The organism is Endomicrobiales bacterium, from assembly GCA_023228045.1.
Classification (GTDB): Bacteria; Elusimicrobiota; Endomicrobiia; order Endomicrobiales; family JALOBY01; genus JALOBY01.
The window spans coordinates 16,642-41,481 of sequence record JALOBY010000004.1 but is presented as its reverse complement, the minus strand read 5'-3'; the positions used below and the strand labels follow the sequence as shown (position 1 = coordinate 41,481).

The 24,840-nt window shown below is 37.0% G+C and carries 27 protein-coding genes and 2 tRNA genes; all 29 read left to right on the top strand.

The features are described 5' to 3' along the window. Nucleotides 1-87: 87 nt before the first annotated feature. The 29 genes from gcvT (at nucleotide 88) to M0Q46_01600 (ending at nucleotide 24,821) form a co-directional block, all read left to right on the top strand. On the top strand, nucleotides 88-1,161 hold the full coding sequence (gcvT, locus tag M0Q46_01740) for a glycine cleavage system aminomethyltransferase GcvT (protein ID MCK9582334.1): 1,074 nt from the start codon (nucleotides 88-90) through the stop codon (nucleotides 1,159-1,161). A 37-nt stretch (nucleotides 1,162-1,198) separates the two neighbouring features. Next, the gene (gene gcvH, locus M0Q46_01735; protein ID MCK9582333.1) at nucleotides 1,199-1,579 is read left to right on the top strand and encodes a glycine cleavage system protein GcvH; all 381 of its coding nucleotides are present in this window, start codon (nucleotides 1,199-1,201) and stop codon (nucleotides 1,577-1,579) included. Between the two features lie 66 nt (nucleotides 1,580-1,645). After that, a complete protein-coding gene (gene gcvPA / locus M0Q46_01730; protein MCK9582332.1) occupies nucleotides 1,646-2,983 on the top strand; it encodes an aminomethyl-transferring glycine dehydrogenase subunit GcvPA in 1,338 nt (445 codons plus the stop codon). Next, nucleotides 2,980-4,416, top strand: a complete 1,437-nt coding sequence (gene gcvPB, locus M0Q46_01725) for an aminomethyl-transferring glycine dehydrogenase subunit GcvPB (GenBank protein MCK9582331.1) — start codon at nucleotides 2,980-2,982, stop codon at nucleotides 4,414-4,416. The genes gcvPA and gcvPB overlap by 4 nt, the downstream gene beginning before the upstream one ends. A 51-nt stretch (nucleotides 4,417-4,467) precedes the next feature. After that, complete coding sequence (locus M0Q46_01720; GenBank protein ID MCK9582330.1) at nucleotides 4,468-5,229, top strand: lysophospholipase; 762 nt, start codon at nucleotides 4,468-4,470, stop codon at nucleotides 5,227-5,229. Further along, nucleotides 5,226-5,828, top strand: a complete 603-nt coding sequence (locus tag M0Q46_01715) for an HAD family phosphatase (GenBank protein ID MCK9582329.1) — start codon at nucleotides 5,226-5,228, stop codon at nucleotides 5,826-5,828. The genes M0Q46_01720 and M0Q46_01715 overlap by 4 nt, the downstream gene beginning before the upstream one ends. Nucleotides 5,829-5,842: 14 nt before the next feature. Beyond that, nucleotides 5,843-6,256, top strand: coding sequence for a peptide chain release factor-like protein (locus M0Q46_01710; protein ID MCK9582328.1), 414 nt, complete (start codon nucleotides 5,843-5,845; stop codon nucleotides 6,254-6,256). Nucleotides 6,257-6,258: 2 nt separating this feature from the next. Further along, nucleotides 6,259-7,863, top strand: a complete 1,605-nt coding sequence (locus M0Q46_01705) for an NAD+ synthase (GenBank protein MCK9582327.1) — start codon at nucleotides 6,259-6,261, stop codon at nucleotides 7,861-7,863. A 154-nt stretch (nucleotides 7,864-8,017) separates the two neighbouring features. After that, nucleotides 8,018-9,247 carry an NAD(P)/FAD-dependent oxidoreductase gene (locus tag M0Q46_01700; GenBank protein MCK9582326.1) on the top strand — a complete coding sequence of 410 codons (1,230 nt, stop codon included), beginning with the start codon at nucleotides 8,018-8,020 and terminating at the stop codon, nucleotides 9,245-9,247. A 42-nt stretch (nucleotides 9,248-9,289) separates the two neighbouring features. Beyond that, nucleotides 9,290-10,609: a tRNA (N6-isopentenyl adenosine(37)-C2)-methylthiotransferase MiaB gene (gene miaB, locus M0Q46_01695; GenBank protein ID MCK9582325.1), complete on the top strand. Its 1,320-nt coding sequence runs from the start codon at nucleotides 9,290-9,292 to the stop codon at nucleotides 10,607-10,609. Next, nucleotides 10,606-11,172 carry a lytic transglycosylase domain-containing protein gene (locus tag M0Q46_01690; protein MCK9582324.1) on the top strand — a complete coding sequence of 189 codons (567 nt, stop codon included), beginning with the start codon at nucleotides 10,606-10,608 and terminating at the stop codon, nucleotides 11,170-11,172. Before miaB ends, M0Q46_01690 begins: the two co-directional genes overlap by 4 nt. Continuing rightward, nucleotides 11,139-13,787, top strand: coding sequence for a DNA mismatch repair protein MutS (gene mutS, locus M0Q46_01685; protein MCK9582323.1), 2,649 nt, complete (start codon nucleotides 11,139-11,141; stop codon nucleotides 13,785-13,787). The genes M0Q46_01690 and mutS overlap by 34 nt, the downstream gene beginning before the upstream one ends. A gap of 38 nt (nucleotides 13,788-13,825) precedes the next feature. After that, on the top strand, nucleotides 13,826-15,595 hold the full coding sequence (gene mutL, locus M0Q46_01680) for a DNA mismatch repair endonuclease MutL (GenBank protein MCK9582322.1): 1,770 nt from the start codon (nucleotides 13,826-13,828) through the stop codon (nucleotides 15,593-15,595). Between the two features lie 208 nt (nucleotides 15,596-15,803). Next, entirely contained in the window at nucleotides 15,804-15,950 is a 147-nt protein-coding gene (locus tag M0Q46_01675; protein ID MCK9582321.1) for a hypothetical protein, read from the top strand. Between the two features lie 62 nt (nucleotides 15,951-16,012). Beyond that, the gene (gene miaA, locus M0Q46_01670; protein MCK9582320.1) at nucleotides 16,013-16,981 is read left to right on the top strand and encodes a tRNA (adenosine(37)-N6)-dimethylallyltransferase MiaA; all 969 of its coding nucleotides are present in this window, start codon (nucleotides 16,013-16,015) and stop codon (nucleotides 16,979-16,981) included. A 60-nt stretch (nucleotides 16,982-17,041) separates the two neighbouring features. Continuing rightward, nucleotides 17,042-18,289: a GTPase HflX gene (hflX, locus tag M0Q46_01665; GenBank protein ID MCK9582319.1), complete on the top strand. Its 1,248-nt coding sequence runs from the start codon at nucleotides 17,042-17,044 to the stop codon at nucleotides 18,287-18,289. A 1-nt stretch (nucleotide 18,290) separates the two neighbouring features. Then, the gene (gene pgsA, locus M0Q46_01660; protein ID MCK9582318.1) at nucleotides 18,291-18,815 is read left to right on the top strand and encodes a CDP-diacylglycerol--glycerol-3-phosphate 3-phosphatidyltransferase; all 525 of its coding nucleotides are present in this window, start codon (nucleotides 18,291-18,293) and stop codon (nucleotides 18,813-18,815) included. Between the two features lie 2 nt (nucleotides 18,816-18,817). Then, complete coding sequence (gene der / locus M0Q46_01655; GenBank protein ID MCK9582317.1) at nucleotides 18,818-20,137, top strand: ribosome biogenesis GTPase Der; 1,320 nt, start codon at nucleotides 18,818-18,820, stop codon at nucleotides 20,135-20,137. Next, entirely contained in the window at nucleotides 20,134-20,736 is a 603-nt protein-coding gene (gene plsY / locus M0Q46_01650) for a glycerol-3-phosphate 1-O-acyltransferase PlsY (GenBank protein ID MCK9582316.1), read from the top strand. The genes der and plsY overlap by 4 nt, the downstream gene beginning before the upstream one ends. After that, nucleotides 20,733-21,755 (top strand): NAD(P)-dependent glycerol-3-phosphate dehydrogenase, encoded by a 1,023-nt coding sequence (locus tag M0Q46_01645; protein MCK9582315.1) that lies wholly within the window; start codon nucleotides 20,733-20,735, stop codon nucleotides 21,753-21,755. Before plsY ends, M0Q46_01645 begins: the two co-directional genes overlap by 4 nt. 41 nt (nucleotides 21,756-21,796) lie before the next feature. Next, a complete protein-coding gene (locus M0Q46_01640) occupies nucleotides 21,797-22,057 on the top strand; it encodes an HU family DNA-binding protein (GenBank protein MCK9582314.1) in 261 nt (86 codons plus the stop codon). 110 nt (nucleotides 22,058-22,167) lie between these two features. Next, a complete protein-coding gene (locus M0Q46_01635) occupies nucleotides 22,168-22,545 on the top strand; it encodes a MerR family transcriptional regulator (protein MCK9582313.1) in 378 nt (125 codons plus the stop codon). Between the two features lie 32 nt (nucleotides 22,546-22,577). Continuing rightward, a tRNA-Pro gene (locus M0Q46_01630) sits at nucleotides 22,578-22,651 on the top strand. A gap of 34 nt (nucleotides 22,652-22,685) precedes the next feature. Then, nucleotides 22,686-23,027, top strand: a complete 342-nt coding sequence (locus M0Q46_01625; GenBank protein ID MCK9582312.1) for an aspartate 1-decarboxylase — start codon at nucleotides 22,686-22,688, stop codon at nucleotides 23,025-23,027. Nucleotides 23,028-23,078: 51 nt separating this feature from the next. Beyond that, nucleotides 23,079-23,152 (top strand) — tRNA-Pro (locus tag M0Q46_01620). 10 nt (nucleotides 23,153-23,162) lie between these two features. Beyond that, nucleotides 23,163-23,834: a hypothetical protein gene (locus M0Q46_01615; protein ID MCK9582311.1), complete on the top strand. Its 672-nt coding sequence runs from the start codon at nucleotides 23,163-23,165 to the stop codon at nucleotides 23,832-23,834. Next, the gene (locus M0Q46_01610; protein MCK9582310.1) at nucleotides 23,827-24,111 is read left to right on the top strand and encodes an acylphosphatase; all 285 of its coding nucleotides are present in this window, start codon (nucleotides 23,827-23,829) and stop codon (nucleotides 24,109-24,111) included. The genes M0Q46_01615 and M0Q46_01610 overlap by 8 nt, the downstream gene beginning before the upstream one ends. Nucleotides 24,112-24,113: 2 nt before the next feature. Then, nucleotides 24,114-24,275, top strand: a complete 162-nt coding sequence (locus M0Q46_01605; GenBank protein ID MCK9582309.1) for a hypothetical protein — start codon at nucleotides 24,114-24,116, stop codon at nucleotides 24,273-24,275. Between the two features lie 18 nt (nucleotides 24,276-24,293). Beyond that, the gene (locus tag M0Q46_01600) at nucleotides 24,294-24,821 is read left to right on the top strand and encodes an adenine phosphoribosyltransferase (GenBank protein MCK9582308.1); all 528 of its coding nucleotides are present in this window, start codon (nucleotides 24,294-24,296) and stop codon (nucleotides 24,819-24,821) included. The last annotated feature ends 19 nt before the right edge of the window (nucleotides 24,822-24,840 follow it).

Sequence of the window (24,840 nt, the reverse complement as noted above, 5' to 3'; positions counted from 1 at the left end):
AAAAGTTTTGCGGAAAAAAATGCCCCATATCTTTTGACGAATTCCAAACCCTATTGCAAAATTCGGGTTTTAAAAAGGACTTATAAAATGCTTCATAAAACATCTCTACATCAAAAACATCTTGACTTGGGCGCAAAAATGGTAGACTTTGCCGGCTGGGATATGCCGCTTTATTACTCTTCTATGCTTGATGAGCATAATACTGTTAGAAAATCGGCAGGGGTTTTTGACGCCTCTCATATGGGTGAGTTTTTACTTAAAGGGGAGGGTAGTGTTGAGTCACTTGAAAAACTGGTAACCTCAAAGGTTTCAACTATACCAATCGGCAAAGCAAAATACGGTTTACTTTTAAATGATTCCGGTGGAACAACAGATGATTTAATTATTTACCGTTTATCTCAAGACTCATTTATAATTATCATTAATTCATCAAATAAAGCAACAGATTTTAATTGGATACAATCTCACCTTTGGCAATCTACTCTTGAAGATTTAAGCGGAGCTCTTTCTTTGCTTGCCCTGCAAGGCCCAAACGCGCAAAACATTTTACAAACATTGCTTAAAAGTGACCTTTCGCAAATACCATACTTTGGCTTTATAAAACCTGAATTTATTAAAAAGCTTAGCGGCTTTGCACTAATTGCCCGCACAGGTTATACGGGTGAAGATGGCTTTGAGATAATAATTGATAATACTTATGCCGCGGATTTATTTGACCAACTTATTATAAATGGAGCAAAACCATGTGGACTTGGCGCAAGAGACACTCTGCGCCTTGAAGCCGGAATGCCTTTGTATGGTAACGAGCTTGACGACAAAACAACACCACTTGATGCAGGGCTTTCATGGGCAGTATCATTTGACAAAGATTTTATTGGCAAAGATGCTCTGCTTTTACAAACTAAAAATGGGCTTAATAAATATCTAAAAGGCATTGTGCTTGATAGTGGCATTCCAAGACATAATTGTGATATAATTTTTGGGTCTAAGAGTGTGGGAAAAGTTGCTTCTGGCACATTCTCGCCAACGCTAAAAAAAGGTATTGCAACTGCATTTTTAAATTTCAACGCGCAAGATGGCGAGCGCGTTGGAGTTGTTGTGCATGGGCAAAACAGACCGGCAACCATTGTTAAAATGCCTTTTTATAAGAGAGTAAAATAATTAATGCCACAGATTTGGCATACAAGGAGAGAAATTTATGTCGTTAACACCAAATGAATTAAAATACACGAAAACTCACGAATGGGCAAGGGTATCAAAAAATAAAATAACTGTTGGCATTACAGACCATGCCCAACACGAAATAACCGATATAGTTCATGTAGAGCTGCCTGCGATTGGCAAAATGGTAGAAAAAGGCGCGCCATGCGTTGTTGTTGAGTCGGTAAAATCGGCATTTGATATATACGCACCGGTCTCTGGCAAAATAACTGCAATAAACAATAATCTCAACGCAAGCCCTGAACTTATAAACCAAGACCCTTACGGTGCCGGTTACCTTATTGAAATTGAAGTAACAAACCAACAACAACTTGACGAGTTACTTGATGTGAATGGTTATTTAGAATCAATAAAATAAAGAAAATTTGTTAAGTGTTTTTCAGCGTTATCGCAAAAATCTTAAATCACCAACTTAAAAAATACTATGAACTATATACCGGTAACAGAAAAAGAAAAACAGGAAATGTTAGGTGTAATTGGCGTTGACTCAGTAGAAGCATTATTTGACATTATTCCGCAAAAGGCACAAATAAAAAGGCTTAACCTTCCGGAAGGATTAGATGAGCACACTCTTTTTAAAAAGCTTTCCGATTTGTCATCTAAAAACACTTCAATAAAAAATTATGTTTCGTACAAAGGCGCAGGCATTTATGAACATTTCATTCCAAGCGTAGTTAGCGAAGTAATTGGCCGCTCAGAGTTTTACACTGCCTACACACCATACCAACCAGAAGCAAGCCAAGGCACATTACAGGCAATATTTGAATACCAAAGCATGCTGTGCGCGCTAACCTCTATGGATGTTGCAAACGCATCTCTTTACGACGGAGCTTCGGCCTGTGCGGAGGCATGCCTGCTTGCCGCTCGCTTGAGTGGGAAAAATAAAATTATTTACTCAAGCGGCGTTCACCCGCACTATATAGCCGTTACAAAAACATATCTTGAAGGTTCATCAATTAAACTAATTGAAGTACCTATGGAAAATGGTTTAACAAACCTAAGCGCATTAAGTAATTTAATCAATGAAGAAACAGCGGGTATTCTTATTCAATCGCCAAACTTTTTTGGAATAATTGAAGATCTGCAGACCATCAAAGAAAAAATAAAAGATAAAGCTCTATTTATTGTTGCCGCAAACCCGATAGCACTTGGAGTACTTCAATCACCTGGTGAGTGCGGCGCGGATATTTGCGTTGGGGAAGGCCAAGTACTTGGTAACCCAACAAGTTTTGGCGGCTCATTGTTTGGTTTTATGAGCGCGAAAAGTGCTTACACATGGAAACTTCCTGGTAGATTTGTTGGCAAAACGCACGATACAAATGGCCGCGTTGGTTTTGTGCTTACATTGCAGTCGCGTGAGCAGCACATTCGCAGGGAAAAAGCAGCATCAAATATTTGCACAAATTCAGCGTTAAACGCCCTTGCGGCATGCGCGTATCTCGCGGCTCTCGGGCCACAGGGTCTTAAAGAAATAGGGGAAGCCAATATTGCAAAAAGCCATTACGCTTTTAATAAAATTACAGCGTTAAACGGGTTTGAGGCTTTATATAAAGATGTACCATTTTTTAACGAGTTTGCAATTACAACAACAAAAAATATTGCAAACATTCAAAAAGCACTTTTTGAAAATAAAATTCTCGGCCCTGTTGAAGTTGCTCACTTTGATGGAAATAAAAAAGATGTCTTGCTTTTCTGTGTTACTGAACTACGCACAAAAGAAGAAATTGATAAACTTGTAAATATATTAGAGGCAGTAAAATGACAGAAAAACTATTAAACGAAATATCAGTTTTTGGCAAACGCTGTGCAAGCACACCACCAAATGACTGCGCGAATGTGGCAAAAAACTCTTTACCATGCAATTTACTTCGTAAAAACAAGCCGGAACTTCCTGAAATATCTGAGCCGGAGTTAATTAGGCACTTTACGCGTCTTTCAAAGCTTAACTACTCTCTTGCCGCAAACTTTTATCCGCTCGGCTCATGCACAATGAAGTATAACCCAATTATAAACGAAAAAATAACCGCACTAGACGCTTTTACAAACCTGCATCCTCTGCAAAGTCAAGAAACCACACAGGGCACATTAGAAGCTCTTTTTGGCCTGCAAAATGCGCTTTGCGAAATAAGCGGCATGGACGCTTTTACTCTTCAGCCATCGGCAGGCGCAAACGGCGAATTTACAGGTCTGCTAATTGCAAGAGCTTATTTTAAATCTATCGGGCAAAAAAGAACAAAAATAATAGTTCCCGACTCAGCGCACGGAACAAACCCGGCCTCAGCGGCACTAGCCGGCTTTGAGATAGTTTCAATACACTCAGAACCCGATGGCCATATAGACCCTGGTAAACTTAAACTAATTTTAAACTCCGATGTTGCCTGTTTAATGTTCACAGTGCCAAACACGCTCGGTGTTTTTGAAAAAGAAATTTTAGAAATTTGTTCAATGGCGCATGAAAATGGATCATTGCTTTACTACGATGGGGCAAACCTTAACGCTCTTATGGGGATGGTAAGGCCTGCTGACCTTGGCTTTGACATAATGCACATCAACTTGCACAAAACTTTTTCAACACCGCACGGCGGCGGTGGCCCGGGCGCGGGCCCTGTTGGTGTAAAAAAACACCTAAAAGAGTTTTTACCTATACCGATAATATCAAAAAACAATAGCGGCTATTATTTAGATTATTCAGCCACAAAAACTATAGGAATGCTTCGTTCATTTTACGGCAACATTCCTGTATTACTAAAGGCATACACATATATTCTTGCCCTTGGCTGCGATGGAATAAAAAAATCTTGCCAGCAGGCTGTTATTAACGCGAACTATCTGCTTGCACTTTTAAAAAATGTGTTGCCCACGCCGGCCGGCAACCGTTGTCTGCATGAGTTTGTTCTTAGCGGCAAGCCATTAAAAGAGTTTGGCATACGCACAATTGACATTGCAAAACGGCTTTTAGATTACGGTTATTATGCTCCAACCATATACTTTCCGCTTATCGTTGAAGAAGCCATAATGATAGAACCAACAGAAACCGAGTCAAAACAGACGCTTGATGAATTTGCAGATACGCTTAAAAAAGTGTTGGTTGAGGCAAGGCAAAATTCCAAGCTGCTAAAAACCGCCCCTTTAACAACACCTGTCTCGCGCTTAAACGAAGTTGAAGCTGCAAGAAAACCAATTCTTAAATACTAATATTTTCTTTAAAATAAAGTTGTATTTTTATTAAAAACACATTTTCAACTTATGAAAAACAAAATAGTTTCAATACTCTTATTTTTAATACCACTAAGTTTTTCTATGTCAATATCCGCTGAAACATTTGGCCAGAAGGTAGAGTTTGAAACAAAAGACGGTGTAGTTATTAAGGCTAATTTTAAAAAACCACAAAACAATAAAACTACATTTATACTTTTGCACGGGCTTGGAAGCTCAAAAAATGAATGGCAGTCATTTGCAGATAAACTGCAAAAGCATGGCTATGGATTTTTTGCCTACGACGCACGCGGACATGGGGAAAGCACTTTTTATACAAATAAGGGTGCAATAGATTATAGAACTTTTGGCTACGGCGGAGATGGATCTAATTGGTCTAAAATGCCCTCAGACCTCGCCAGTGCGCTAGATTATCTGAAAACCAACTTATCTATTAAACCATCAAAAGTCGGTGTTATGGGTGCAAGTTTAGGTGCGAATGTTGCCCTAATTTTTGCGGCAGATAATAAAACTATTCAACAACTTGTTTTACTTTCACCTGGTTTAAACTATGCAGGGCTAAAAACAGAACAGAGCATTGAATCTTTTAATAAAAGACCTATTTTTATTGCCGCATCACCAGGCGACACTTACGCATACAACAGCTCGCAAATTCTTTACTCAAAAATTAAGCAAAATAAAAACGCTGTTTTTCAAAACGGTTCTGCAAGCCTGCACGGCGTAGCAATGTTTAATGACAGTTTTGACGAGCACCTACTTGCATGGATTGAAAAACACTCACAAAACAAATGAAAAAAAGGGCAATTATTTTCGACTTTGGCAAAGTAATAATTGATTACGACCTTACACGGTTCACAAAAAAAATATCGGCGCTTTGCAATGAAACCTCTTATAAAATATTTGATTTTGTTTTTGAAGGCACACTCAATAAGTCTTTTGATAGAGGAGACCTAACCCCGAATGAGTTCTTTGAAAAAATCGCAACTAATTTTTCACTTAACATAACCTTTGATAACTTTGTTCCTATGTGGAATGATATATTCAAACCAATCCCAGAAACAGAAAAAATACTAATGGAACTTAAAAAAAACTATCGATTAGGCCTTCTTTCAAATACAAATGCATTACACTTCCCATACGCACTTAATAAATATCCAGCAGTAACTTTGCTAAACGACTACCATCTTTCATACAAAATGCGTACAATAAAACCAGAAGAAAAAATATACAAGCAAGTTATTGATTTTTATAACTGCAAACCACAGGAACTTTTTTACATTGATGACTTGGAGTGGAATGTTGAAGCCGCGCGCAAACTTGGCATTGAATCGGTTGTTTTCATAACACCCGAGCAACTAAAAATAGATCTTAAAAAGGCCGCTATTTTATAAACAACTTTGCTAAAATGAACTTAAACTTTGGAATAACTCCATCAAAGCAGAAAGAACTTACTGATAAATTTATTGCCTTAGGCATTAAAGAATTAGATATATTTGAACAATTCATTCATTCAAGCGGCAAGGGTGGGCAAAATGTTAATAAAACAGCCACTTGTGTTTATTTGCGACACATACCAAGCGGTATTGAAGTTAAGTGTCAAAAAGAACGCAGCCAGATTCTAAACCGTTTTTTTGCGCGGCGCTTGTTGGCAGAAAAAATTGAGACACTCATTCTTGGTAAAAAAGCTGAAGTCCAACAAAAAATAGAAAAAATTCGTAGGCAAAAACGAAAACGCTCAAAAAGGTCAAAAGAAAAAATGCTTGCCACAAAAAAGTTTGTGTCTGAAAAAAAATCTATGCGCAAAGCGGTTGACTACTAACTATGAAAGTGGCTATAGCACAAATTAACACTACTGTTGGCGACATAAGCGCAAACCTTAATTTAATTGTTCTTATGTGCCAAAAAGCTCAAAAGGCAAATGCAGATGTGGTTGTATTTCCAGAGCTTGCCCTCTGTGGATACCCACCAGAAGACCTGTTATTTAAAAAAAGTTTTATTGACGATAATTTAAAAGCTCTTCAAACCCTAAAAAAGAAAATCTCAAAGTTAAAGTTGCGCGCTATTGTTGGCTTTGTAGACCAAAAAGGTACAAAGCTTTTTAATGCAGCTGCGCTTATTTCTAAAGGGCAAATTAGTGCAATATACCATAAGCAACTACTGCCAAACTATGGTGTTTTTGATGAAAATCGGTACTTTCAAAGTGGCTTGAAAAATCATATTTTTTTAATATCAGGCATAAAATGTGGCATAAGTATTTGTGAAGATATTTGGTATGACAATGGCCCTGTAAAAAAACTTTCTTTAATGGGCGCTAAGGTTATTTTTACGCTTAACGCTTCGCCATACCACCACGGTAAAATATCAAAAAGAGAAACCCTTGTTTCTAATCAAGCAAAAAAAAATAATGTATCAATTGTTTATGCAAATGCCGTAGGTGCTCAAGATGAGTTGGTTTTTGATGGCTACAGCATGGCTGTAAACTCAAGTGGCAAAATAATTGCAAGAGGAAAGTGTTTTGAAGAAGACCTGATTATTTTTGATTTACCTCAAAGCAAACCAACCACTGCCCTGGCAACAAAACTCCCACAAATACAAGAAATTTATTTGGCCCTAAAACTTGGCGTAAAAGATTATGTTCGTAAAAATGGTTTTGGTAAGGTTATAATTGGTTTAAGCGGTGGAATTGACTCGGCACTTGTAGCCGTAATTGCCGCAGACGCACTTGACAAGGAAAATGTTACGGCTGTGTTTATGCCTTCTTGTTTTTCTTCTAAAGCATCATTGCAAGATGCCACAATGCTTGCAAAAAACCTTGGTATAAAACTTTTAACAATTCCCATAAAAGAAATTTTTGACATTTATATAAAAATGCTTGCGCCTATTTTTAAAAGCACTAAAACCGGCATTGCAGAAGAAAATTTACAGGCACGCATACGCGGAAACCTGCTTATGGCAATATCAAACAAATTCGGACACTTAGTTTTAACAACTGGCAACAAGTCGGAAATGAGCACAGGGTATGCAACACTATATGGTGATATGGCCGGCGGCTTTGCTGTAATAAAAGATGTGCCTAAAATGCTTGTTTACGAACTTTCAAATTATAGAAATAGATTTGATTGCGTAATACCAAAAAGAATTCTTACAAAGGCCCCTACCGCAGAGTTGCGCGCAAACCAAAAGGACTCAGACTCGCTTCCAGAGTATTCAATTTTAGATAAAATTTTGGAACTCTATATTGAAAAAGATGCAGGTTTTGATAACATAACAAAAAAAGGTTTTGATAAAGCTACCGTTAAAAAAGTACTTTCTTTGGTAGATAAAAGTGAGTACAAGCGCAGGCAAGCGCCACCGGGCATAAAAATTACTCCAAAGGCATTTGGCAGAGACAGAAGAATGCCAATAACAAACAAATATATTCAATAAACCACTTAAAATTATTTTGTTCTAACTTTTTTTCATTGCAACACCACACCTATTTTGTCAAGAATAATTTCTAAACTCAACTAAATAATTTATGCAAAACAAATATTTGCCGGTTTATGATGTAATTGTAGTTGGCGGTGGCCCTGCAGGGCTTATGGCGGCTGGCAGTGCGGCGGCACTTGGCGCAAAAACACTTCTGTTAGAAAAAACATATCGCATTGGTGCTAAGCTGTTGCTTACTGGTGGTGGACGATGCAACATTACAAACAATGCCGAACAAAATGAGTTTATAAACGCCTTTGGTAAAAACGGAAACTTTCTTTACCCTTCTTTTAGCGCGTTTTCAAATACCGACTTGATAACTTTCTTAGACCGCTACGGTGTGCCTACGCGCATAGACCCGGACGGTAAAGTTTTTCCTGAAAATGATCAAGCACTTAGCGTACTTAACGCGCTGCGCAAATATGCAGAAGAAAACCATGTACGCATACTGCACAACAGTGAAGTTGAAACACTTACATTTTCTGAGGAAGATGAGCAAAAAGTAACTGGAGTTAAACTAACCAATAACTCAACATTCCCTGCAAAAACAATAATTATTGCAACAGGCGGCCTATCATACCCACAAACCGGCTCCACAGGAACTGGATATAAACTTGCGCAACAATGCGGCCACAGCATAACTCCACTTTTACCAGGACTTGTACCGCTTGAATCAAATGCAAGATTTATAAAAGACCTTCAGGGACTCACATTAAAAAAAATTAATATATCGGTATTAATAGATGGCAAAGTTGTAACTTCACAAATTGGAGATTTGTTATTTACGCACTTTGGAGTATCTGGTCCAAAAATACTTATACTTAGCCATATTGCAGTAAATGCTCTATCACAGGGGAAAACGGTTGATATATCTATAAACCTAAAACCCCAATACGCAAACGAATTTCCTATGCAATTACAAAGGGAACTAACTAGCGCAGGGCCAAGAACTCTTTGGCGGTATTTAGAAATTGTTCTACCACGCACTCTAGCCCCGGTAATTGCCGATATGTGCTATGAAATTAAAACAAAGTCATGTGCCTCACTTAATAAAAATGAAGTTACAAAAGTTGCATCGCTATTTACTAACTTCGTTGTACCCATAACAAAACCGCGACCAATAGAAGAGGCAACCATTACCTGCGGCGGGGTAAATTTAGATGAAATAAACCCACAAACTTTACAGTCGCACAAAAATAGCGCAATATATTTTTGCGGCGAGGTTTTAGACCTTGCGGCAATAACAGGCGGCTTTAATTTACAAGAAGCATTTTCTACCGGCTATCTTGCAGGTTTTAGTGCCGCCAAAAACACTAAAGCTGGGAACATTAAAAATATTTAAAAGTTTGACAATAATAAAATCTAAATTGCTAAAATACGCCAAATGAAAAATAACAAAACATTTTTTATTCAAACTTTTGGTTGCCAAATGAATATGGCCGACTCAGATGCAGCCGCGCTTTGGCTTACTTCAAAAGGCATTATTCAAACACAAAATAAAGAAGATGCCGACTTTATTATTATAAACACCTGCTCAGTTCGCGAGCACGCAGAAGAGCGAGCCATATCGTACATTGGGCGATTAAAACCTCTTAAAATTACAAACCCTGAGCTAGTTATAATTATGGTTGGTTGTTCGGCAGAACTGCTTGGCAACACCGTTAAAGGCCGCCTTCCAATAATTGACCTTGTAATTGGCGCAAAAAGTATGCCACGCTTTGGCGATATATTTGAAGAAAATTTTGGGCACCTGCTTGCTAATGAAACTCCCGAACGCAATACAGAGTTACGCGTGCCTACTCATCAGCCATCAAAAATTGCAGCATTCCTAAACATTATGCGAGGATGCAATAACTACTGCGCTTACTGCGTTGTACCTTATGTGCGCGGGCCTGAAGTTTCAATTGACCTACCTGAAATTTTATCTGAAATAAATAGGCTTGCCAAAAATGGAGTAAAAGAAATCACACTTTTAGGCCAAAATGTTAACTCTTACAAAGGCAAAGATTCTAATGGGAAAACCATTGATTTTTCAGACCTGCTTACTCAAATACACTCAATAAAAGAAATTAAACGTATTCGTTTTATGTCAAACCATCCAAAAGATTTTTCCGATAAACTTATAAATACCATTGGTTCATTGCCAAAAGTTTGCAATCATATTCACTTGCCATTGCAGTCGGCCTCTGATAGCGTTTTAATGGCAATGAACCGCAATTACACATACGAACATTACAAAGAAATTATAAATAAATTACGCAAGCAAAAACCAGATATTTCCTTAACTACCGATATAATAATTGGCTTTCCAGGTGAAACAGAGAACGATTTTAATGCGACACTCAACGCAATAAAAGAACTACAATTTGACTTAATTTATGCCTTTAAATATTCACCGCGTAAAGGCACAAAGTCGGCATTACTTAAAGAAACGATTACCAGAGAAGAAAAAGAAGCACGCCATAAAATATTTTTAGAAGCAGCAAACCTAACTAATGAAAAAAAGAACGCTAAACTTATAGGAACAAAACAAGAAGTGCTTATTGAAACACAGAAAAACTCAAAAGCCATCGGCAGAACTTTTTCTAACATAAAAGTTTATGTGGATTCTGCTCAATCGGCGCCACAGCTTATCGGCAAAATTGTTTCGGTTGAAATAACCGACTCAAAAGTAAATACTCTATCAGGAATTATTACATCTTGAAAAAAATTATTATTTCACTAATTCTTATAGTTTTCTTTATTGTACTTTTTTTTATTTCCAATATGCCGCGTCACATAGCAAACAACCTATTATTTCAAAAAGAAGTGCAAAAATATGCTAAATTAAATAAAGTTGACCCACTGTTTGTTAATGCTGTTATTGCAGTTGAATCAAAATTTATTTATAGTGCGCATTCAAAAAATGGAGCTGTTGGCTTAATGCAGCTAATGCCAGAAACTGCTCAAGAACTATCTGATGAGCTTGGGGAAAAAAGTTTATACAAAGACCTTGAAAACCCAAAAACCAACATTCGCCTTGGAGTTTATTATCTAAAAAAACTTCTTACAATGTTTGATGGCAACAAAACACTTGCATTGGCGGCTTACAATGCTGGTTCTGGCAATGTTTCAAACTGGTTAAAAAAAGACGAAAGCATTAAAACTAATATAAAAAATATACCGTTTGCGGAAACAAAAAACTATGTATCTAAGGTTCTTAGAACATATAACCTATTTAAAAGAATAGAAAAATGGATAACAAACTTAATAACCAAACACCCTTAATGCGCCAATATCAGGAAATAAAAGATCGCTACCCATTTGCGATTGTTTTTTTTCGCTTGGGTGATTTTTATGAAATGTTTGGTAATGATGCAATTGAAGCCGCGCCAATTTTAGAAGTTACGCTAACTAAAAGAACCAATACGCCAATGTGCGGCGTGCCATATCACGCGATAAATGGCTACCTGCAAAAACTTGTAAAGGCTGGGAAAAAAGTTGCCATTTGCGAACAACTTGAAGAGCCGGGTGCGGGCAAAAAAATTGTTAAACGAGATGTTGTTCGCCTTATAACACCCGGTACAATTTTAGAAGAAAATCTTCTCTCCGCAAAAGTTAATAACTACTTGGCCGCGCTTTGTTTTAGCAACGACAAAAACCAGACAGATAGTCAAAACGAAGTAGGAGTTGCTTTTGTTGACATTTCAACAGGTGAATTTTTTACTACACAGGCAAGCAAAAACATTGTTTTGCAAGAACTTGCCAAAACACAAGCAAATGAAATTTTAATATCAAAACATTTCACCTGCTCTAAAACTTTGCAAACATTAAAGGAAACTTCTGCAGCAATAACACCAGTTGAAAGTTATTTATTTTCCATAGAGCGAGCGCAAGAAAAAATAAAACAAAGTTACAAAATTCACTCGCTACAACCATTTGGTTTAGACACTAAACCACTTTCAGCCGGCGCGTGTGCCGCACTACTTGCTTATATAGAAAACACTCAATTATCCAACTTGCCAAACCTTTCAAACATCCGCTACTACAGCTTAGATAACTTTATGTCTCTTGACGAAACTGCCATAAAGAATTTAGAACTCGTACGCGCTCTTACCACTCAAAGCATTCAAGGGTCGCTGCTTGAAGTAATAGACAAAACTCTAACACCAATGGGCGCAAGAATGCTGCGTTCGCGATTGCTAAAACCACTTCTATCTTTAGAGGAAATAAAAGCACGCCAAAACGCCGTTGAATTTTTTGTTGAAAATACACTTGTCAGAAAAACAATCAGCGAATGCCTAAAAAAAATATCTGACATTGAAAGAATTCTTGGCCGCATTGCCTCAAACACAGTAAACCCCCGCGAATTGCTTGGCCTAAAAGCATCACTTGATGCCACAGTAGAAATAAAACAAACTCTTATCCCAGCTGGTATTTTATCGTTACCAAAAACAATATCTGAAATAAAAGAAGATATAAATATAAAAATTGATGTTGCCCAAATAATTGAGCAAACCATTAACCCCGAACCTCCTATAAACTTTAAAATGGGTGGGATAATTAAAACTGGTTTTAATCAGGAATTAGATGAGCTTAACGCCTTAAGAACAGACACAAAAAAATTAATATCCGAAATTGAAAGCACAGAGAAACAAAAAACTGGAATAACCTCCTTAAAAGTTGGTTACACATCAGTTTATGGCTACTATATTGAAATAACAAAGTCATACCTTCACCTTACTCCGCAGCATTACATAAGAAAACAAACTGTAACCGGCGGTGAACGCTTTATTACCCCTGAGCTTAAGGCGTTTGAAGAAAAAGTATTAACCGCTGAAGATAAAATAATTAAGTTAGAACTATTTTTATTTAACATACTAAAACAGGAAATTTTAACACATGCCCAAGAATTGCGTAAATGCGCAAGCTCAATTGCGGAGTTAGATTTTTTTGTATCATTATCATGGGTGGCGACTCTAAACAACTATGTAAAACCACAATTAAACGACTTGTTACAAATTAATATTACCGATGGTCGCCATGCGGTAATTGAAAAACATATTAAAAGCGGCTCTTTTGTGCCAAATGACACTTTATTAGACGGGCATGAAAACCACCTTATGCTTATTACAGGGCCCAATATGGCAGGCAAATCTACATACCTGCGCCAGGTTGCGCTAATTTGCATACTTGCGCAAATTGGCTCATTTGTACCTGCACAGCAGGCAAATTTGAGCATCGTAGATAAAATATTTACGCGCATCGGCTCTGGTGATAACTTAGCTGGTGGGGAAAGCACATTTATGGTAGAAATGCGCGAAACAGCGCACATATTAAACCAATTCACTCAGCGGAGTTTAATTATTTTAGACGAGGTTGGCAGGGGTACATCTACTTACGACGGTATTTCCATAGCAAAAGCCGTTGTCGAATATTTAAATTTGCCAAGAATCAAAAATGGCGCAGGCCCTAAAGTACTATTTGCAACACACTACTTTGAACTTACAAATATGGCACAAACTAATGAAGGTATAACAAACTTTAACATTGAAGTTAAAGAATGGCAGGGGGAAGTAATATTCCTTCACAAAATAATACCTGGTGCCGCTGACCGCTCTTATGGTATCCATGTAGCAAAACTTGCAGGTCTGCCTGACTTGGTAATAAAAAAAGCATCAAAAACACTTGCTGAACTTGAAACCAAGTTGCCTCTATCCGAAAAGAATATTGGCAACAACAGCCCACAATTAAGCTTAAACTATAAACCCATGCAAGTTAAAGAAAATACTTCATTTTTGTCGGATATTATGTTAGAATTGAAAAGTGTTGATTTAGAGAACATTACACCAATAGAGGCGTTTAAATATCTGCTTGAACTAAAAAACCGCCTCACTAAATAGAAAAAAATCTTTTGCTCTGAAAATTAAGTACCCCCATTATGCCAATAAAAATACTCTCAGAAGAAACAATCAATAAAATAGCCGCAGGAGAGGTAATTGATCGCCCGGCAAATGTAATAAAAGAACTTGTTGAAAACTCTATTGATGCAAAGGCGAAAACTATTGAGATAGAAGTTTTAAATACCGGCAAAAAACTTTTGCGTGTTCGTGACGATGGCATAGGCATGGACAGGGCAGATTTAATGCTTTCTGTAACACGCCATGCCACAAGCAAAATTGCTGCTTATCCAGACCTATTTACAATTTCCACTTTTGGTTTTCGCGGCGAGGCACTCGCATCTATTGCAGCAGTTTCAAACTTCACTTTAAAAAGCAGGCCTGTTGGTTGGGATAGTGGATGGGAAATAAAACTATCTGGCGGTAAAATTAAAGAAAGTCGCGCCGCAGCTTGTGCGCAGGGCACCATAGCCGAAGTATACGATTTATTTTTTAACACTCCTGCCCGTGAGAAATTTTTAAAATCTGAAAACACCGAAAAACACCACATAATAAAAACAGTTGAAGAAATAGCTATTGCCAATAAAGAAGTGTCTTTTACGCTAATTATTGATGAAAAAACTATTTTTCAAACAACCGCAACGAACTCAACTTTTGAAAGAATTTTAGATATTTACGGAAAAGAATTTGCATCAAAGCTTACTTCGGTAAACGCCACGCACCCATTTGTTTCATTAACTGGTTTTTGCGCAAAGCAGGGTATGTTTATGCCAACGAAAGACTATCAACTTTTGTTCGTAAATAAACGCCCGGTAAAATTCACAAAATCACTAATGCACGCCTTTTACCAAGCATACAGGCCAAACCTGCCAGAAAAAGCGCACCCTGCCGCTTTACTACTGATGGATATCAACCCTGAGTTTATAGATGTAAATATTCACCCAACAAAACGGGAAATAAAGTTTTCAAAAGAACAAGAGCTGCACTCGTTTTTACTTACTGCAATTAAAACCGCAATTTTTGGTAGCGGAACAATTTCACAAGCAATTTCCACAGAGCAACCAACTGATAAAACGCATTACTCACAAAATTTTGCAAAATTTAATGTGAAAGATGCTATTTTGGCTAACCAACCCTATACTTATAAAGAAAATGAGATAAGCCACAACTATATTGCTGCTCAAGATAATGCACAAAACACAACATTAAAAGATGCAACTAATTCAAACATTGATGGTGCTGGAATAAAAATCATTGGTCAATTATTTAAAATGTATATTCTTGCGCAAAAAGACGATGCCTTGCTTCTTATTGACCAGCATGCCGCGCATGAACGCATAATGTTTGAAAAGTATTTTCAACAAATTACACAAGGCAGTATTTCAATTCAAAACCTGCTTATCCCAATAACAATAGAGCTACCGCAAAGCCAATATACATTGCTTGAAGAAAACTTTGATAATTTATCGGAATTAGGAATAAAAGTTGAACCATTTGGCTTAAAAACAGCTAAAATAAGCGCAATACCTTCGGCACTTGGCTTTGACCCAAATGCAAAAGCAGTGCTTTTAAGCGCTCTTCAAGCACTTAGCGAAAACATTAAAATTTCCAAATCAGAAAAAATTGAAAAAATTGCTAAAAGTGCCTGTACGGCAAGCATAAAGGCCTCTGAGTTTATGACTACAATAGAAATGGAAGCATTGGTAAAAAACCTTTTAAAATGTTTGCACCCGTTTACCTGCCCGCATGGCAGACCAACGCTAAAGCAAATAACACGATTAGAGATGGATAAGTTCTTTGGCAGGAAGTAGTTTTACTAATTTGATAAGTTGTTTCCCTGTCATTTATAAAAACTTTTTTTGGGGGGGAATTTGACAACAAAAAAAGCTTTTGATACACTTGTGCCACAATTAAAAAATGTGTACACAATAAAAACCATCAACTGTTAAACTCTTGTTTATAAAATAAGCAGGGGTCTTTTTAATAACAGAAAAAATCTTTTAAAAAGGAGGTGTCAATATGAAAAAACTTATGCTTGTTCTTTTCTTCGCAGCTGTTGTGTTTGCCGGATGCCAGAAGAAGGAAGCTCCAGTAGCAACCGATGGAACAGCAACAAATGTTGTAGTTTCAACAGAAGTTGCCGCAACTCCAGCAGTAGCAAAATAATTCTATAGTTTAAAAGCAGGGGTATAATTTTATATCCCTGCTTTTTTATTGTATCATCAAGTATGAATTCAAAACTCAAAATACAACCTGCCAACTTTGTCATTGTTATCTGCGGTCCTAGCGCATCAGGCAAAACAAGTACTGCAATCAATTTAGCTAATAAAATTAATGGAGAAATAATTTCTGCTGACTCAAGGCAGGTTTATCGCTATTTAGACATTGGCACAAATAAAGAAGGCGTTTTTTCTAAAGAGAGAAACTGCCGTATTGCCTCAAACATACCACAACACCTCACAGATATAATTAACCCCGATGAGTTTTTTGATGCAGGCAAATTTGTTGAACTTGCCAAAGAAAAAATTTGCGAAATAATTAACAATGGAAAAGTGCCCATAATTGTTGGCGGAACCGGCCTTTATATAAAAGCACTAACAGAAGGGCTTGCTCCCGCCCCACCGAGGGATAACGAACTGAGATCCCAACTTAACGCAATTGTAGAAACACATGGGTTAAAACCGCTTTATGAGGAATTAAAAAAAGTTGATGCTGACCTTGCAGAAAAAAACCGCCAAAACCCACAACGCCTCATTCGCTCAGTTGAAGTATTGCGCCTTTGCGGAAAATCGCCAAGCCAACTTTCAAAAGAAAATAAACCTTCGCAAAAAGGATTATTTATAAAGTTTGCATTAAAAACAAACCGAGACATTCTATATAAAAAAATAAATAACCGTACAGATGAGATGTTAAAACAAGGTCTTATAGATGAAACAAAAAAAGTAATTGCTATGGGTTATACTAAAGGGTCAGCGGGCCTTAAAACTATCGGATACAAAGAAAGTGTTTTATTTTTAGATGGGGAACTAACACTCAGCCAAACCGCGGAGCTTATAAAAACAAAAACCAGAAACTATGCAAAACGCCAATTAACATGGTTTGCCAAAGACAACACAATAAATTGGATTGATCCCTCATTAAGCACAAGTCAACAAATTTCACAAATAATTATCACCGCAAATAAAAAGCTACCATAGAAAAAGTTTTCATGTAAAATATTCAACTTTTCTGACTAATAATTTAGTATAATTACTGTCATGGAAAAATGCTTTCTTGCCGCACTTAAATTACCTAATATAAAACCATTGCAACTGCATCACTCATTAGAAGAACTGCGCAGTCTTGCACATAGTGCCGGCGCAATAACTGATGATGTCTTTATCCAAAGCAGAAATAAAATTGACCCCGCTTATTACTTCGGTATTGGAAAAGCTACCGAGATAAGTGAACTTGCACAAGAAAAAAAAATCAACACATTAATTATTGATGATGAAATAAAACCATCTCAACAAAGAAATCTGCAAGAACTAACTAAACTTAAAATAGTTGACCGCACCCGTTTGATACTTGATATTTTTGCCAAGCGCGCTCAATCAAAAGAGGGTAAATTGCAAGTTGAAAGGGCGCAACTTGCTTACAACCTAACTCACCTTGCATGTAATGGAATTTTTCTTGACAGCCAAAAAGGCGGTATAGGAACACGCGGACCAGGTGAAAAAAAACTTGAAACAGACCAGCGCAAAATTAAAAATCAAATTACAGCTTTAGATAAAGAGTTAGAAGAAATAAAACGCCATAGGGACACCTCCGGCAAAGAGCGCATAAACTCCGGCACGCCACTAATTGCAATAGTTGGATACACAAACGCAGGCAAATCAACGCTTCTAAACACTCTTGCAAAAACAAAAGACCCTGTTTATGCCGACAATAGACTTTTTGCTACACTTGATACCGCCACAAGATCTGTTTCAATGAGTGAGGGAAGAAAAGCTTTATTTACCGACACAGTTGGTTTTATAAACAAACTACCTCACCAGCTAATTGCAGCATTTCAATCAACACTTTCGGGGCTATCTCAGGCACACTGCCTGTTGCATATTATAGATGCATCAAATGACAACTATATTCAACAAAAAAATACTGTTTACGAAGTACTTGAAGAAGTTGGTTCTGGCGAAGTTCCTGTAATTGAGGTTTACAATAAAATTGACTTAGCACCTGATGGGAGATTGGCAAAAATAAAAAAAGAAATTGATAAATGCTTTTTTATATCTGCCAAAAATGGCAAGGGAATAGATGAGCTTTTAAATGGCATTAGCCGTGCGGTTATGCCAAAACTTCGCAGAAAAATATTCAACATACCATTTGGAAAAGAAAGTGCAGTAGCCCAAATACGCTCAATGGCACTGATAGATTCACAGAGATACAGTCAAAAAGGTATGCGTATAGACTTGCGCGCAATACCGGCAATAATAAATAAAATAAACCACTTGTTGGAGAACTAAAATGATGACATTGGCAAACAAAATAACGATAGTGCGCATAGCTCTTATACCAGTTTTTATTGTTACACTGCTGCAAGGCATACACCCGGTACCTGCAATAATATTTTCTCTAACCATTGTTACCGACGCACTTGACGGTTTTGTAGCCCGCTGGAAAAAACAAAAAACACAGCTTGGTTCATTTTTAGACCCACTGGCCGATAAACTGCTAATGCTTTCTTCTTTTATTACGCTTGTTTATTTAAAAATAATTCCATTGTGGATTTTTGTTGTAATCTTAAGCCGTGATCTAATTATTGTGCTTGGCTGGATGCTCATTTATTTTCTAACAAACTCAAAAGAAATTACTCCGCGCTTTTTAGGCAAACTTACAACTATAATACAAATGCTTACAATTTTGTTTTTACTGTTTAAACTTCCAGCACAGCTTATGCAGGCTTTAACAACTTCAATGGTAATAATAACTGCAATATCTTGTGTTGATTATCTTATCGCCGGTTCAAAAAAACTTGGAAAGCAAAATTAACTATGCAAATTGCAATTATTGGCAGACCAAATGTTGGCAAATCAACACTCTTTAACCGCATAATCGGGCAAAGAAAGGCATTGGTGCACCATCTTCCCGGAACTACTAGAGACACAAACTGTTCAACTTTTTTTTGGGGTGCTAAAAGCTACTCCATTGTTGATACAGGTGGATGGGGCGATGAAACATCAGAATTTTCTAAAGAAATAGAAAAACAAATGAATGTGGCCCTATCAAGTTCGCAAGTCGCTATTTTTGTTGTTGACTCCCAAACTGGGATAATGCCATTAGACCTAGGGCTACTTAAAACATTGCGTAAAAAAAACATAAAAACAGTTTTAGCCGTAAATAAAATTGACACGGAAAAAGATGAATTAAAACTTTTTGACTTCACAAAACTCGGCATAAAGAATATGGTTGGAATTTCTTCTACTCACGGGCTAAACATTGCAGAACTCTTAGACCGTGCCTGTGGACTATTAGATGAAAACTCGCCAAACGCCCCGCTTGAGCACAACTGCATAAAAATCGCACTTGTTGGAAAACCAAACTCAGGTAAATCATCACTTGTAAATGCTCTTTGCAAAAATTACAGAAGCATAGTTAGCTCAACACCTGGCACTACCCGTGAAGCTATAGACGCTAGGTTGCAAAGAAATAATCAGGACTTCATTTTAATAGACACCCCGGGACTACATAAAAGTAGAATTTACAAAAACGACTTAGATTATTTATCCGCACTAAGCGCAAGAAAAGCATTGGAATCAGCCGATGTAGCTGTGTTGTTAATTGATGGCGATCAAGGAATAGGCGATACCGATACAAAAATAGCGGAACTTATTTTAGAAAGCCGATGTGCGTGCCTTGTGGCAATAAATAAGTGGGACTTAATTGAAGAAAGAGAGGAAGAAGCAAAAAAACTCCTAAGAGACCTTGAACAAAAAATGAAGTTTATATCTTGGACAAAAATTATTTATATTTCTGCTAAAACCGGTTTGCGCACAGAAAGAATATTAGATGAGGTTTCCGAAATTTACACTCAATATTCAAAAACGGTTCCTCAAGAAGAACTAAAAGAAGTGTCGCTTCAAGCTGAATCACGCAAACCATACTCGCGCTTTGGCAAAGTACTTAGAATTCAAGAAGTAATGCAAACAGGAACTAAACCGCCAAAATTTACTTACATATTTAACGATTTAGAAATTCTTCATTTTTCATACAAACGCTATATAGAAAACTCTCTGAGAGAACATTTTGGTTTTGTCGGTTCTCCAATATCTTTAGATTTTAGAGACAACCGTGTTAGGAATAATCGAAAATGAAACTGCTACTTATTATTATTTTCTCTTATCTTTGCGGTGCCATACCTTTTGGCTTTATAATCACAAAGTTGTTTACTGGGCTTAATATACGCAAATACGGATCGGCAAACCCAGGAGCTACAAATGTTTTTAGAGTTGCAGGGCCAATTGCCGGTGTGATAACTTTATTACTTGATAGTGCTAAGGGCTTTTTACCTGTCTTTGTTGCGGCATCCATCTGGGGCAACCAAAGCACTGCGGTGATTGCTGGCTTATGTGCGATAATAGGGCACATGTGGACGGTCTTTTTAGGTTTTAAAGGTGGCAAAGGTGTAGCAACTGCCGCCGGTGTTTTTTTAGCACTAATGCCACTATCAGTGCTCTTTGCGCTTGGTGTTTTCATTGTGGTATTTACTATATTTGGCTATATATCGCTTGCTTCAATTCTTGCAGCTTTTTGCCTGCCGATATTTGTACTAATAACAAAAAGTAGCAAACTAATTTTTATTTTTTCATTGCTAATTTCTATTACAGTTCTAATAAAACACATCCCAAACATAAAGCGGCTACTTGCCGGCAAAGAAAATAAGCTTAAAATATTTAAAAAGGAAAAACTATGACTACTGTGGGTGTACTTGGGGCAGGATCTTGGGGAATAACTCTTGCCAACCTTCTAGCGCAAAAAGGCAACAATGTTACGCTTTGGGAGTTTGATCCTATAAACGCGTCAAAATTATCTCAAAGCAGAAAACTTTCCTTTTTCCCGCAAGCAACATTATCAAAAGAAATTTTTGTCACAAGCGATATTTTTACTGCGGCAAACTCTGCCGACTTCTTGTTATTTGTTGTGCCATCTCACACACTCAGAAGTGTTGCCAAAACCCTTAAGCGCTCAAATGCAAACCTTACTAACACAACACTTATATCTGCAGTAAAAGGAATAGAAAATTCAACTTTAAGCTTAATGACAGAAATAATTTTAGATGAACTTGGGGAAAAAAATAACGAACAAATTGTTGCCATTTCAGGTCCAACACATGCCGAAGAAGTATCTATAAAAATTCCAACAGCAGCCGTTAGCGCAAGCAAAGATATCCTTGCAGCTATAAAAGTACAAGAGCTGTTTATGACAGATTTCTTTAGAATTTATACACAGAGCGACATAACTGGTGTGCAAACCGCAGGCGCTCTAAAAAACATTTACGCAATAGCTGCCGGCATGTGCGACGGGCTTGCTTTAGGCGATAATACAAAAGCGGCACTAATTACCCGTGCCTTGCGTGAAATGATCAAACTTGGTGTTAAGATGGGTGGAGATACTTCAACATATTTAGGCCTTGCTGGGCTTGGTGATTTAATGGTTACATGTTTTTCTAAGTACTCCAGAAACCGCACTTTGGGTGAAAAACTTGGGCGGGGGCAAACACTCTCTGCTGCGGAAAAAGGTGTACTTATGATTGCAGAAGGGGTAAAAACCACAAAAAGCGCATTTGATCTTGCAGAAAAGTTCGGCCTCGATTTACCAATAACAAAACAAATTTACTCAGTGCTCTATAACAACAAGCCCCCAAAAGATGCTTTACAAGAACTAATGCTTCGGCAGGCAAAACCTGAGGAACTAATTTACGAAAATTTCTGATGATGTAATTAGTTAAATATTTAAACCATATGGAGTAAAGAATGAACAAACTAAATTTAATCGACAACTTGCAAAAAGTGTTAAGCACAAAAAAAGAGGCAAAAGACGCGCTTGAAAATATCTTCTCCAATATGAAAAAAGCCATTACAAACGACGAAAAAGTTGTAATATCCGGCTTTGGCAGTTTCAGAGCTTTTACAACAAAACCAAAAGGTGGCAGAAATCCAAAAACAGGCCAAAGGTTGCAAATAACTCCACGCAAAAAGATTCGTTTTAAAATTGCAAAAGATTTTTTTAAATAGTTTTGCTCAATTGCTTTTTGTAACATGATATTATTAAAAATTATAAATTTTTTTGATTTGTATTTATTTTTTTGGTTTAATGTTTAAGTCTTACTTTAAGGATTACAACTATGAGTGAAATACCAGCACTTCCTGAAAAAGAATTTTTTTCCATAGGTGAGGTTAGCCAATTACTGCAAATAAAGCCCTATGTATTGCGTTATTGGGAAAGTGAGTTTAAAACACTTCACCCTCAAAGGAGAATCTCTGGTCAAAGAAAGTACACAAAAAAAGATATTGAATTGCTATTTAGTATAAAAGAACTCTTATACACTAAAAAGTTCACTATTGCAGGAGCAAGAAAAACACTTGCCGTTGACAGGCGTAAAAAAGATAACACAAATGAAAACCAGCTAAACCTTGGCATTGGGACATTTATTAACCCACAAGCAATCAGAGAAATACGGTCAGATATTGAAGCAATAGTAAAAATTTTAAAGCAGCAATAAATTTATTACCCCAGTATAAAACGGTTAACTATCGGGGCGTAGCGTAGTTGGCTAGCGCACTCCCTTGGGGTGGGAGAGGTCGCCGGTTCAAGTCCGGCCGCCCCGATTCTATTGCTGTAAAATAAAACTCGAGGGAAACTATGAGATGGTTTTTAAGGTCAAAAATTCACAGAGCAACGGTCACAGAAGCTAACATTAACTATACAGGCAGTATTACAATAGATGAAGAGTTAATTGAAAAAGCGGGGCTTTTGAAAGGTGAAAAAGTGCTTGTTTCAAGCATTACATCTGGTGCAAGGCTAGAAACCTATGTTATGACAGGCCTACGCAATTCTGGTGTAATTTGTATGAATGGTGCCGCGGCACACCTTATTAAGACAGGGGAAAAAATAATAATTATGGGCTTTGAGCTTGCAGATAATACGCCACAGGCAAAAAATGTGATTGTTGACGAAAAAAACACTTTTCTTAAATATCTTTAAAATTGCTTTTAAAACATTCAATTTGTTAGAATACACTAAGTTTTACGACGGCGGGGCGTAGTTCAGCTGGCTAGAACGCACGGTTCGGGACCGTGAGGTCGCTGGTTCAAATCCAGTCGCCCCGATTCATATACAATGATAAAAATAATTGTTTTTTCTGTTTTGCTGCTGTTTTTAAGTTCTTTGGCAAGTGCGTATGAAAACTACCAGTACTTTAACACCGCGCAAAATTTAACAGGACATTCGGGCAATATACAAACGCCATCTGTTTATACATTGGATAAAAATGAATGGAGTTTTGGCTTGCACCGCTTTGCACCCGGAATTGACTACGGTTTTTTGAAGGACTTTGAAGCTGGTATAAGTTTCGATTTGCGTAATGTAACACCACTATCTTCTTTTGATTCAGAAAACCTTACACGCAAAGTAGATGAATTCTCCATCCAATCAAAATACCGCGCAATTAAAGAAAATCTGTACCCTTTAAGCATAACGCTTGCACAAAGGCGTGGAACATTTTATGCAATATTTGGCAAATATTTACCTGATTTTTTTGATTTAAATGTTGAAGGCGGTATGCTTTGGGAAAATAAGCTTGAGTGCTTTTGGAGTGTTACTTTAAGCCAATTGATGGAACAATTTATTTTTGACTACAACCCAATAAATGACAACTATAGTTTTGGCTGGCGTTTTTTAGCTGCCCCTGAGATGAAGCTTGATTTTTTTATGATTGATATTACAAAGCCAAAAAATATTTTGCTTGACAATTTTATGTTTGGTATTACCGTTACTGGCTTTAATGGATAAAATATACAGATACGAGTTTATTGTTTTTGGTGTTGTGCAAGGCGTTGGTATGCGCTATTTTGTTAAAAACCTTGCAGACACTCATGGATTAGTTGGCTGGGTTAATAACCAACCAGACGGGTCACTTAAAATTATAGCCGAAGGTACAAAAGAAATACTTGATATTTTTTGTGAGAAATTTAAAAAAGGCAATGGTATAGCAAAAATAGAAAATATATCAATAAATAAAATTTTAATAAATAAATATTCGTTCGCATACTTTGAGATTGAGCCCTAAAAATGGAACGCTTTGACCCTATTAAAATATATTTTAACGAAATAAAAAAACTGTCCGAAAATATTCCTAAAAACACACTTTCTGCCCTGTGGCAAAAAGCCGTAAAAGGCAATAAAAAAGCTCTTGAACGCCTTAGGGGAACAATTATCCGTCAAAATTTTTAAAAGGAGAAGGTAAATAACATGGATAGGACAAATCTTAAACTTAAAAATTCAATAAGAAATATTCCTAACTTCCCCAGAAAAGGTATAATATTCAAAGATATTACCCGGCTTTTGGCTGACCCTGTTCTTTTTGCAAATGCTGTTTATAAATTTGAGCAGGCATTTAAAAAATTAAAAATTGACAAAGTAGTTGTTATTGAATCGCGTGGCTTTATTTTTGGTGCACCACTTGCTTACAAACTAAAAACTGGCATTGTTCCTATAAGAAAAAAAGGCAAACTTCCATACAAAACAATAGCGGCATCTTACTGCCTTGAATATGGGAAAGCTACACTTGAAATGCACACAGACGCTTTAGAACCAGGCGATCGGGTAGTTATAATTGATGATTTGCTTGCCACAGGTGGCACGGTATCTGCAACTATAGAACTTGTAGAAAAGTTAAAAGCAAAAATTGTTGGCATTGGCTTTTTAATTGAATTAACATTTTTAAATGGCAGAGAAAAGCTTAAAGGTAACAAAGTAGTTTCACTCATTAAATACTAATTAGTAGAGTCGCATAGTT